This is a genomic window from Fibrella musci, assembly GCF_041321105.1.
In the GTDB taxonomy this organism is placed as follows: domain Bacteria; phylum Bacteroidota; class Bacteroidia; order Cytophagales; family Spirosomataceae; genus Fibrella; species Fibrella musci.
This window is the reverse complement of record NZ_JBGGWD010000008.1, coordinates 226,250-238,125: the sequence shown is the minus strand read 5'-3', so window position 1 is coordinate 238,125 and position 11,876 is coordinate 226,250. Positions and strand designations below refer to the sequence as shown.

Below are 11,876 nucleotides of genomic sequence, written 5' to 3'. Positions count from 1 at the left end.
AACGGTCAGGTAGCCTCTAGTTACCTGACCACATCAAACAACGTTACAATTAGCTATTATGAACAAGCCATTTCTTAGGGGAACCACCATTGCGGCCATGTTGCTGCTGACCACGTTCGCCTGTAAAGAAACGTTTCTACAGATACCCGCCGCAGGGCAGCTCTCGGGCGATCAGCTCACGACGCGGGCCGGTATCGACGGCGTACTGGTTTCGGCCTACGCTCAACTTAATGGCCGGGGATTCTCCCGGGCTACCAGTTCGTTCAACTGGGTACGGGGCAGCGTGTCGGGTGGTGAAGCCAACAAGGGCTCAAACTCAGGCGATGCGGGTGGTAACAGTAACTTCATCACCTTCCAGCGTTTTGAACTGCTGCCTTCCAACGGCGACGTAAACGACAAGTGGCGGGGCATGTATGAGGGTATCAGCCGGGCAAACGCCGCGTTGCGCCTGCTGCCTAACGCCGCGTCGGACGTCTCGGCGGGCGACAAAACCCGGATCGAAGCTGAAGCTCGGTTCCTGCGGGCGCACTATTATTTCGAACTGAAGCGCTCGTTCAACATGGTGCCCTACATCGATGAGACGCAGGACTACGGCACCGGCATCGAGAAAATCCCCAACAACACCGACATCTGGCCGAAGATCGAAGCCGACTTCAAATTCGCGGCTGATAACCTGCCTGCTACCCAGACAGCAGTAGGTCGCGCCAACAAGTGGGCGGCTACGGCGTACCTGGCTAAGACGTACCTGTACCAGAAGAAGTACACGGAAAGCAAAGCCCTGTTTGATCAGGTCATTGCCAATGGTGTAACGGCGGGTGGTAAAAAGTATGCGCTGGTTGCCAACTACACGGATCTCTTCAATGCCGAAAAAGACAACAACGAAGAGTCGGTGTTTGCGATTCAGGCAGCGGTTAACACCGGCGACGTAGCCAACTCGGCCCAGGAACTGGATCTGAACTTCCCGTACAACACGGGGTCGAATGGCCCGGCCGGTTGCTGCGGTTTCTTTGCGCCGAGCTTCGAGCTGGCCAACTCGTTCCGCACCGCCAACGGCCTGCCGCTGCTCGATGGTTCGTACAACACGGGTAACAACCAGTTGAAAAACGATCAGGGTATCGACTCGAAGACCGCCTTCACGCCCGATGCCGGCCCCGTAGATCCCCGTCTCGACTGGTCGATTGGCCGCCGGGGTATCCCCTACCTCGACTGGCAGGTACACCCCGGCCTCGACTGGATTCGTGACCAGGGCTTTGCTGGTCCCTATTCGCCCAAGAAGTTTATCTTCTACAAATCGCAGGACAAGACCCTCACCGATGGTAGCTCATGGACGGATGGTTATTCGGCTATTAACTACAACATCATCCGGTTTGCCGACGTGCTGCTGATGGCAGCCGAAGCTGAAATTGAAGTGGGCAGCCTGGAAACGGCACGTACCTACATCAACCAGATTCGGACGCGGGCAGCCAACCCAGCCTACTGGGTGAAAGCAAGCGGAGCCAATGCGGCCAACTACGCCATCAACACGTACGCAACTGCATTCGCCAGCAAAGAAGCGGCGCGGACGGCTGTTCAGTTTGAGCGTAAACTGGAGCTATCGGGCGAAGGCCACCGTTTCTATGATCTCGTGCGCTGGGGCACTGCCTCTACGGTACTGAACGCGTTCATCGCTTATGAAAGCCAGAAGCTGCCTGTAGGCTACGGCGGGGCGAAGTTCACAGCCAACAAAGATGAGTATATGCCGATCCCGCTGACGCAGATCGACTACCAGGGTCGCGATGTACTCAAGCAAAACCCGGGATATAACTAAGAAGCCACTTTCTTAGCTAATATAGAAAAAGGGTCCGCCAACTGATTGGCGGACCCTTTTTCGTGAGCCATGTATAGTTTATCTATGTGTAATATAGATAAATAAATGATTTATCCCAGAATCAGTCAATTTTCCGAAAAATCGTACTCAACTCAATACCTGAGTATTTTACAATATCATCCATAAATTACTTAGTAAATATCAAATTTACGCATTGCATTATTTTATGAAAAATTAACAATAATTAGCGTATATATATAATTATTTCAGGCAATACTGCTAAGTGGTTTGCGGCTTTACTGATAGGTAATAGCTTTAGAGTTAGTCATTCAAAAGAGTGGCTATCAGACAAACCTAATATTATACTCTATGTTAAACATCTACATGTCCAGATTCATGGGCATCGCCCTCTTCTTGGGGGTGCTATTCACGAGCGGAATGGCGTTGGCGCAGGGCACTACCCGGACAGGGCGCGTGACCAGCCAGGCCGACGGGACGGGGTTACCCGGCGTCAATGTAACAGTGAAGGGCACCACTCGGGGAGCTGTAACCAACCCAAATGGTGAGTTCTCGATTGTTGCCACGGATGATGCCACCCTGGTCTTCTCATTCATCGGGTATAAGGCACAGGAAGTTCGCCTGGGCAACCAAACCAATATCCGGGTGTCGCTTAGCGAGGAAAATGCGACGCTGAACGAGGTGGTTGTCACGGGCTATAGCTCGCAATCGCGCCGGGATATTACTGGGGCAGTAGCTACGGTCAATACCAAAGAACTGTTGTCGATTCCGGCCACAGACGTATCGCAGCAGTTGCAGGGCCGGGTGGCCGGGGTAACCGTGACAAACGACGCCACGCCGGGCGGTAGTGCTACCGTGCGGATTCGTGGTCTGGGCACCATCGGTAGCAACGACCCGCTGTACATCATCGACGGTGTTCCGACGCAGAACCTGGGCACCATCAACCCGAACGACATCGAAACCTTCCAGGTATTGAAAGATGCATCGGCGTCGTCGATCTACGGGTCGCGGGCAGCCAACGGCGTTGTCATCATCACGACGAAAAAAGGAAAAGCGGGTGTGTCGCGCATTACCTTCGACGCGTATTATGGTTCTCAGCAATGGGCCAAGAAAGGCGAAGTGTTGAATTCGACAGAGTTGGGTCAATACCTGTATCTGGCCGACGTGAACGCGGGCAAAACACCGTCGCACGGCCAGTATACGTACGGTGCCAACGGGCAGGTGACGATTCCGGCCTACGTATTCCCCAGCCGCGGTGCCGAAGGCTCACCCGATGTGGATCCGGCCAAATACTCGCTGACACCAAACAACATTTACCCGATCACTCGCTCAGCCAACACCAACTGGTTTGACGAAGTAACGCAGGCCGCGCCCATCCAGAACTACCAGATTGGCGCTTCGGGCGGTTCAGAAACCGGCCGTTACGCCCTGTCGGTCAACTACTTCAACCAGGAAGGTACGGTAAAATACATCGGCTACGACCGCTATTCGATCCGGGCCAATACGGAGTTCAACGTGAAGAAGCGCATCCGGGTTGGTGAAAACCTGACGGTGGCCTACAGCAGCCGTAAAGGTGGTTTCAACAACAACGAAGAACAGAACGCGGTATCGGGCGCCTACAAGCACCACCCCCTGCTGCCGGTTTTTGACATCGCCGGTAACTTTGCGGGTAGCCGTGGTCTGAACCTTGGTAACAACGAAAACCCGGTAGCAACGCTGTATCGTCAGCGCGACAACCGCTACAACAGCATCCGCGTGTTTGGTAATGCCTATGCCGAAGTGGACCTGCCTGCGGGCTTCATGGTTCGTAGTTCGATCGGTATCGATGCCAACAGCGACCGCGCCAAATACCTGCGCCGCGCTAACCCGGAATACATCGAAGGGAACTTCAACCTGGAACTGAACGATCAGAGCCGGTACAACTACCAGTGGGTATGGACCAACACCCTGAACTACGCGAAAACCTTCGGCGGCGCGCATAAAGTAGAAGCGTTTGTCGGTACGGAGGCCATCAAGCAGTATCAGGAGTATTTCGATGCCTTCCGCAGCGGCTTCTTCAACGATCAGCTCTCGATTCAGAGCTACCTCGATCTGGGTACGCGGGCGACATCGGCCAACAGCGGTCGGGTTGAGCAGGATTATACACTGTTCTCGCTGTTTGGTAAAGTCAACTACGCCTTCAACGACAAGTACCTGTTCCAGGCGATTTTGCGTCGTGACCAGTCGTCGCGCTTCCTGGCTGCCTCAAACAGCGCCCTCTTCCCCGCCGTATCAGCAGGCTGGCGGATTTCGCAGGAAGATTTCTTCAAGAACATCACCTTCATCAATGACATGAAGATCCGGGCTGGCTATGGGCAGACAGGTAACCAGGCGATTGGTGATTACAACGCGTACACGACCTATCAGTCAGATACCTACCACTCAGGCTATCCGATCAACGGTGATCCGGGCACGGCTACGGCTGGTTTCGACATCCGCCGCTTCGGTAACCCGAACGCGAAATGGGAATCGACGGCCTCGACCAACATCGGTTTCGACGTGTCGATGCTTGCCAACAAACTGGAGGTGAACTTCGACGTATGGAGCCGGAAAACCACCGACATGCTGTTTACGACGCCGTTTACGTATTCGGCGGGTGATGCCGAAATTCCGTCGTACAACGTCGGTAGCATGAGCAACCGCGGGGTCGATCTGGCCATCAGCTACCGTGACCGTCGCGGCGATTTCCGCTACGGTGCTACGCTGAACTTCGCGACGTACCGCAACGAAGTCATTCAACTGGACGAAAGCCCGTCGACCCGCTACTTCGGCTATAGTTCACGCGTGCCGGGCGGTGGGGTTACCCTGACGCAGGCAGGTCTGCCGGTGTCGTCGTTCTATGGCTACAAAGTGCTGGGTATCTTCCAGAGCGATGAAGAAGCGAAAGCCTGGGCGCCGTTCGGTACAACCACCTACAACAAAGCCGGTAAATTCAAATTTGCCGACATCAACGGTGATGGTGTGATTACCGACGCCGACCGTACGGTTATTGGTTCGCCGCACCCCGACTTCACGTATGGCCTTAACCTGAACCTGGGCTACAAAAACTTCGACCTTACCGTATTTGGTAGTGGCTCGCAGGGCAACCAGATCTTCAACTACACGCGCTACTTCACCGACTTCAACACCTTCCAGGGTAACCGGTCGAAGCGCGCCTTGTATGAAGCCTGGTCACCAACCAACAAGGGGGGCACCACGCCTATTCCTGACGCCAACGATCAGGTTAGCAGCCTTCCCTCGACGTATTTCATCGAAAACGGTTCATACTTCCGTCTGAAAAACGTTCAACTGGGCTATACGCTGCCCACCGCGCTGCTCTCGAAGCTGGGCCTCGGTAGCGCTCAGGTGTACGTTCAGGGCCAAAACCTGCTGACCGTTACGAAGTACACCGGCCTCAACCCGGAGATCAGCATCTCGAACAACTCGAGTGGTGACCGTAACCGGAACCTGGGCTTCGATGGTGGTTATCTGCCGGTATCACGGACACTCCTGTTCGGTCTGAACCTAAGTTTCTAAGTCATTACTCCCAAAGACAATCGGCATAACATTATGCAACTTCTTCATAAAAAAATTGTCATCTCAACGCTAACGCTCACAGGCCTTTTGCTGCTGGACGCGTGTAGCACCGACTTTCTGACCCGTCAGCCACAGGGACAGTACAGCCCCGCCTCGCTTAGCAACAGCAATGGCATCGAGGGGCTGTTGATTGGTGCTTACGGCATGATCGATGGACAGGGGATTGACGGGCAAGACGCCTGGAACCACGAAGTACAGAACTGGGTCTACGGGGGTATCGCCTCCGATGATGCCTACAAAGGCACCGACTCGGGTGACCAGCCTGAGCAGTCGTTCATCGAGCGCTACGACTTCCAGCCGACCCTCAACCACACCCGTAACAAGTGGCGTGGGTTGTATGAGGGGGTTGCCCGTACGAATGACCTGCTCGACAACTTAGGCGCTGCCACGGGAATCACCGATGCCCGCAAGAAGCAGATCGAAGCCGAAGCTCGGTTCCTGCGTGGTTATTTCCACTTCGAGGCCCGTAAGATTTTCCGGTACGTTCCGTACATCGACGAGAAAATCTACGATGCCAGCGACCCGAACTCAACTAAGGTACCGAACGACAAGGAGATCTGGCCGAACATCGAAGCCGACTTCCAGGCGGCAATGGCGGTGCTGCCCGAAACGCAGGCCGAACCCGGCCGTCCGACCAAGTGGGCTGCCATGGCGCACCTGGCCAAGACCTACATGTTCCAGGGTTTTGACATCAGCACGGGAGCACCCAACGCGACCAAGCTGCAACAGGCCAAAACGCTGCTCGACCAAATCGTAAACAGCGGCAAATTCTCCCTGATGGAGAACTACTCGCAGAACTTCGATTCGGACACCCGCAACAATAAGGAGTCGATCTTCGAGGTGCAGTATGCGAAGTCGGCAGCCGATGATGGCGCGGCCAACGCCGGTATGGGTCTGGCTCACCCCTACGCGTCGCCCTGGGGCTGCTGCGGGTTCTACCAGCCGTCGCAAAATCTGGTAAACGCCTACAAAACCGACGCCAACGGCCTGCCCCTGCTCGACACGTTCAACGATTCAGACGTAAAGAACGATCAGGGTGTTGCTTTCGAAGCAGCTTACACGCCGCACACGGGTACGCTTGACCCCCGCCTCGACTGGACGGTTGGCCGCCGGGGTATCCTGTTCAAAGACTGGAAAATCCATAACAGCGACTTCATCCGGGATCAGTCATACGGTGGCCCTTACTCACCCAAGAAGCACGTTGCCTCACGGAAGAACACGCTGCTGGGTGCTGGCTGGGTAAACCTGACGGCCAACAACTACCGCATGATCCGGTACTCGCACGTACTGCTGTGGCTGGCCGAAGCCGAAGTGGAAGTGGGTAGCCTGACCCGCGCCCTTCAACTGGTCAACATGATCCGCAAACGGGCCGCCAACCCGGCCGACTTCGTGAAGCTCGCTACGCAGGGGTCTACGCGCGATGCCTACACGGTCGATGAAAGCAAGCCCGCTGCCAACTACCTCATCAAGGAGTATCCGGCATCGGCGTTTGCCACCAAAGAAGCCGCTCGTAAGGCTGTTCGGTTCGAAACGCGTCTGGAGTTCGCGATGGAAGGCCACCGCTTCTTCGACCTGGTTCGCTGGGGTATTGCCGCCGACGTGCTCAACACCTACGTGACTAAAGAGGCCGACAAACGTACCTACAAGCGCGGCGCTCGTTTTGTGAAAGGCCGGAACGAATACTACCCCGTTCCCCAACAGGCAATCGACAATGCCTTCAAAAGCGGTCAGCCCACGCTGGTGCAGAACCCGGCTTACAAATAGCCGACACACACTTGCTTATTAGGTAAGAAAGCCCGTTTCGAGCGATTGCTCGGAACGGGCTTTTTCGTTGGCTATCAATACGACAGGCCTGGCGTTTTCCGCAGGTACGTTGCCGCAGTGAGCTGAGTCAGCATAAAAGCTGCCACGTCGGCACGCGAGATTTTCAGCGTCAACCCGTCAGCGTTGGGACCAAAGCCGTGTTTATACTGGTTGGTGAGCGGGCCGTCGGTAAAGGCGGCGGGCCGAACGATCGTCCAGTCGAGCGAACTGCGCCGGATGTACTGCTCCTGCAACTCGTGGTCCTGCATGGCCTGTTTCAGCAAGAGGCCAAACATCAGGTGCTTCCAGAAGAAATTCAGATTTTCACGGCTATTACCAGCGCCCAGCGTGGTCTGGCAAATGAGGCGATCAATCCCTTCGCGTTCCATTGCCTGGATGATGTGTCGGGTACCTTCGGCACGTACAGTGCCTTTACGCCCTGCCCCTAGCGCACACAATACGGCATCGTGTCCCCCAATGGCCTGCTCAACAGCCGCGTAATCCAGCACGTCGCCTGCATACACCTGAAGAGCAGGATGCTCAACCTTTAGCGCTTCAGGCCGGCGGCTGAAAGCGGTGACGGTATGCCCCTGATCGAGTGCCTGACGAACAAGCTCACGGCCGATGCTGCCCGTTGCTCCAAAAATGATGATTCGCATATCGTTTTTTTAGGCAAACGTACCCGACGGCAAGGGGGTAAAATAGAACAAAACCGACAGGAACACCTACGTACCCAGGCGAACGAAGGGCTTAGCGTCTACCCGATGCTGACGAAACTGAAGGGGCGTACTCCCCGTGAACTCCTTGAACGAGCGAATAAAGTGCGACTGATCGGCGTACCCATTATCGAACGCAATGTCCGACAGCTTCCCGTAGCTGCGGCTTTCCAGTTGACTTAGTGCCGACTGAAACCGGCAAATACGCGAAAACAGCCGCGGCGAAATGCCAACGTACTGCTCGAACCGGCGCTCAAACGTGCGCTCTGAGATGTTCAGGTACTGCTGCAACGCAGGTAACTGGGTTAGTCCATTCGTCATCCGAATGCGCCCGAGTGCGTAATCCAAGGCTGGGTCGGCGCCAAAGGCAGTGGTCCGAGCGAGCTGGAGTAGATAGGCTGATAGCCGACTGATCTGTTCAGCTGCCGTTCTGTACCAAAGCTGATCCTGCAACGACTCGATGTGGTGCGTTGGCAATACACTCAGATCATAGCAGGTATCCGTCAGTTCATTCGCCCTAACTGCCAGCAACGGCCTGATCGCCTGCGGATGTAACAAGCCGACAATCAGCCGAAAGGGACCTTCGGTAGTGATCTGAACAGGCTTAACCGGTTGGCCATACACAAACAACGACGCCAGCGTATCGGTCTTGTTGGCCAGCATCACCCCGGCGCGTGCCGATTGCTGAAAGACCAGGCCGGGAAAGCCATCCGCAAAAAACGAAAACGACTGCGCCGGTGCCGCCGGATCGATAGTTTCCAGCACCAGCCACTCCTTGACAAACGACCGCAGCGCAGCCGATGGCGCAATACGTTGAGGAATCATAGTAGTCAGGATACGTAATGCACCGTTTACCGGCGCAGTAAAAATTGATAGTTCGTCTCTACGCCCTGGTCGTTAATCGTTCCGGGATGCCAGCGAGGCATGGCAACACCCACCCGCGCCAGTTCCTTTTTCAACGTCGGATCGGCGTCATACGTCGGTACCAATTCGATGACCTTACCAGTCTTATCAAGGGTGGCTGTTAACCAGGTTTTCCGCCCTAGTTTGACAGGGTTCTCTGCGTCGTCAAGTTGATTGAGCACAAAAGTGTTCAGTTTTTCGTCGCCACCAGGGAACGCAGGTGGAAACTGCGTCTTAATCTGAGGCAGAGGGCCGTGGGGGTTATAGGTGATAATTGGTTTACCGCTATTCATACCACTTTGCGCCTGTGAATCGGAGCCGGTAGCTGCCCAAACTGTAGCGGCCAGGAGAATGGGCAAGATCAGGTTTGAATACATCGTCATGGTCTTTTCGGCGAAGATGCAACGCTAGCCAGATTGGTTGCATAGCCGCTCGTAGTCTGTTTGAGAGCCACTGCTTACGTGGCCTCGCCCGGCCGGAAACCATCCCCTCACCTATTGCTTAATCGCTGTTATGATAATGCCCAAATGCAGCTTAACAACCGTTCCCCGCGTTCTTTACATGACTTATCTGAACAACGAAGCAACGGCCAAGGTCTTAGGAGTACTCGATCATCGACACACCCTATGCGCCGTCTGTTTCTTTATTTACTACTAGCTATACTCTTAATGAGCACCCCTACGCTGGCCCAACCCAAACGCTATACCAAAGTACCCGCTGGCTACTTGATGGTTTTACAGCAGGGAGACAATGTCTTCGAGCAGTTGGAGACACTGGCCCGGCAGGAATCCATTCCTTCGGCTACGTTCACCGGACTGGGTTTCGTCACGATTCAGTTTGGCTTTTTCGACTTCAAAAAGAAAGAATACAAGCCAAAAACATTTACCGATGTCGAGCTAACCAGCCTGACCGGTAGCCTGGCCTGGCAAGAGGGTAAGCCGTCGATCCATGCGCATGGTGTGGTCGGCGATGCACAGTTCAAAGCACACGCCGGTCATATTCTTTCGGCCACGGTGAGCACAGGTTCGGTCGAAATTATGATTACGGTACACCCGCAACGGCTCGAACGAAAAATGGACGAAAAACTGGGAGCCAATGTGCTTAGCCTGGACGAGTAAACTTCTGTGTACAGAGTTGGGTACGTTGCTAATTGTGCTCCTCAAGCACTAAAACAACGTACCCAACAGTAGCTGCCATAGCGGTCTAGTGTTGGGTACGTGCCAAGCGAATGAAAAATCGAGAATCCTACCAGCGCCGATAGACCCGGCGGGGCGCGACGTAAACGGGACGCGGACGGGCATAATAGCGGCGCGGGGCATAGTACCGGCGTGGGGCAACATAGACCGGACGGGGCCGAGCATAATAGCGGCGTGGGGCGACGTAAACCGGACGGGGCACTACATAAACCGGGCGAGGCGCCACATAGACCGGGCGAGCATAGTAGCGATAGTGGTGGCGGTGACGAAACCGCTGGGCTTCAGCAAATGGGCTGATAAACAGGCTTAGACCAATCAGAAGCAGGGCAAATTTTACCGTTTTCATGAGTTCTTTCTGTTAACGTTGCACCATACAGTGGGCCGCTTTTGAGCTACCCACCTCTCCTACGACTACCGAAGCAGCCTATATGTTTAACGACGAACGTTGGTTCAGATTGGCTCAACCGGTGTTTTTATGCCGAATAAGCCCAGCCTTTCTCGTAGTCCCGGCTCCACAACTTCATGGCTTCCTTGTCTTTAATGTGCCCATTTTTGGTGTCGACCTCAAACGGTTTATTTACCCGGTACGAGATATTCGCCAGGTGGCAGAGCAAGGTACTCTTGGCTCCTTCATCGATGGGCGACGCCTGTTTTTCCTTGCCACGGATGGCCTCAAAGAAGTTCACCACGTGCCGGGTCGTCATGTCGCCTCCGCCGCCAAGCGCCGTACCCGCCTCTGAGCCAGCCGATTTGCTGTCTTTTACGAGTTTACCATCGCGGTTATACAGTTTGTAGCCGTCCCGGTCGACATAGACGCTACCCGTCGATCCGAAGATGACCGTGCCCCGGTCGGAGCCGTAGGTTTTGTAGCCATTGCGGCTCTTGCCATCCCACTGAATGATCTTGTTGCCCGGAAACCGGAAGGTCGCTTCCATCGTATCGTATACCGCCCAGCCGTCGTTCATAAAATGCCGCTTGGCCGCTTCGGTCGATACAAATTCGGGGTATTCGACCTGCAACGCCCACCGCGCCACGTCGAGTTCGTGGGTGGCGTTGTTGCCGCTTTCGGCCGTGCCGTAATGCCAGCCATACCAGTGCCAGTTGTAATCCCAGGTGTCGTGCGTGTAGGGCATGCGTGGGGCCGGTCCCTGAAATAAATCCCAGTCGAGGCCGTCGGGCACGGGCGCGGCTTTGGGAATGGGCACCTCGCCGCGCTGCGCCACGTAAAAGGCCACCGCTTTGTAGGGCGTACCGATCACCCCATTATGAATCTGATTGACGATGTCGATCGACTCGACGGCCGAGCGTTGCTGATTGCCCATTTGAATTACCTTGCCGTAGCGGCGCTGGCACTCCATCAGGATTTCGCCCTCGCGGGGGTTATGGCTACACGGCTTTTCGACGTACACATGCTTGCCGCCCTGCGTGGCCAGCCACGTACCTGGCGCGTGCCAGTGGTCGGGCGTGGCGATAAACAGCGCATCGACGTTCTTATCGGCAATGACCTTCCGGATGTCGTTTTCCAGCTTGGGCTGGTAATTGATGTGTTTGGCGAACTTCTGCGCCCCGGCTTCGCGCTGCGACTTCATCACGTCGCACAGGTACATCAGTTCGACGTTGCTTTCTTTTTTGCCGATGGGCTCATAATAGGCACCCAGCCGCCGACCAAGCCCGGCAATGGCTACGTGGATACGCTCGTTGGCACCCAGAATACGGGCATAGCTTTTGGCCGACATGCCGTAGCTGGCGAACGTTAAACCGGCGGTGCCCAGGGCTGCTTTTTTGATAAAATCACGTCTGGAATTTTCCATGAAACGC

General features: G+C 55.2%; 9 protein-coding genes. 4 read left to right on the top strand and 5 right to left on the bottom strand.

The features are described 5' to 3' along the window. Positions 1–58 precede the first annotated feature (58 nt). The 3 genes from ACAW74_RS25380 to ACAW74_RS25370 all read left to right on the top strand — a co-directional run bounded on the left by ACAW74_RS25380 (position 59) and on the right by ACAW74_RS25370 (position 7,204). Entirely contained in the window at positions 59–1,807 is a 1,749-nt protein-coding gene (locus ACAW74_RS25380) for a RagB/SusD family nutrient uptake outer membrane protein (protein ID WP_370701070.1), read from the top strand. A gap of 384 nt (positions 1,808–2,191) precedes the next feature. Next, positions 2,192–5,380 carry a SusC/RagA family TonB-linked outer membrane protein gene (locus tag ACAW74_RS25375; RefSeq protein WP_370701069.1) on the top strand — a complete coding sequence of 1,063 codons (3,189 nt, stop codon included), beginning with the start codon at positions 2,192–2,194 and terminating at the stop codon, positions 5,378–5,380. Between the two features lie 33 nt (positions 5,381–5,413). Next, positions 5,414–7,204, top strand: a complete 1,791-nt coding sequence (locus ACAW74_RS25370; protein WP_370701068.1) for a RagB/SusD family nutrient uptake outer membrane protein — start codon at positions 5,414–5,416, stop codon at positions 7,202–7,204. Positions 7,205–7,278: 74 nt separating this feature from the next. Here the strand turns inward: ACAW74_RS25370 and ACAW74_RS25365 are convergent, their stop codons facing one another. The 3 genes from ACAW74_RS25365 to ACAW74_RS25355 form a co-directional block, all read right to left on the bottom strand. Continuing rightward, positions 7,279–7,902 (bottom strand): NAD(P)-dependent oxidoreductase, encoded by a 624-nt coding sequence (locus tag ACAW74_RS25365; RefSeq protein ID WP_370701067.1) that lies wholly within the window; start codon positions 7,900–7,902, stop codon positions 7,279–7,281. A 66-nt stretch (positions 7,903–7,968) separates the two neighbouring features. Beyond that, the gene (locus ACAW74_RS25360) at positions 7,969–8,784 is read right to left on the bottom strand and encodes a helix-turn-helix domain-containing protein (RefSeq protein WP_370701066.1); all 816 of its coding nucleotides are present in this window, start codon (positions 8,782–8,784) and stop codon (positions 7,969–7,971) included. Between the two features lie 26 nt (positions 8,785–8,810). After that, on the bottom strand, positions 8,811–9,245 hold the full coding sequence (locus tag ACAW74_RS25355) for a hypothetical protein (protein ID WP_370701065.1): 435 nt from the start codon (positions 9,243–9,245) through the stop codon (positions 8,811–8,813). Positions 9,246–9,530: 285 nt separating this feature from the next. Here ACAW74_RS25355 and ACAW74_RS25350 point away from each other — a divergent pair, with 285 nt between their 5' ends. Further along, positions 9,531–9,980 carry a PPC domain-containing DNA-binding protein gene (locus ACAW74_RS25350; protein WP_370701064.1) on the top strand — a complete coding sequence of 150 codons (450 nt, stop codon included), beginning with the start codon at positions 9,531–9,533 and terminating at the stop codon, positions 9,978–9,980. 127 nt (positions 9,981–10,107) lie between these two features. Here ACAW74_RS25350 and ACAW74_RS25345 read toward each other — a convergent pair whose 3' ends face one another. Then, on the bottom strand, positions 10,108–10,404 hold the full coding sequence (locus ACAW74_RS25345; RefSeq protein ID WP_370701063.1) for a hypothetical protein: 297 nt from the start codon (positions 10,402–10,404) through the stop codon (positions 10,108–10,110). 127 nt (positions 10,405–10,531) lie between these two features. After that, on the bottom strand, positions 10,532–11,869 hold the full coding sequence (locus tag ACAW74_RS25340) for a Gfo/Idh/MocA family protein (RefSeq protein ID WP_370701062.1): 1,338 nt from the start codon (positions 11,867–11,869) through the stop codon (positions 10,532–10,534). Positions 11,870–11,876: the final 7 nt, after the last annotated feature.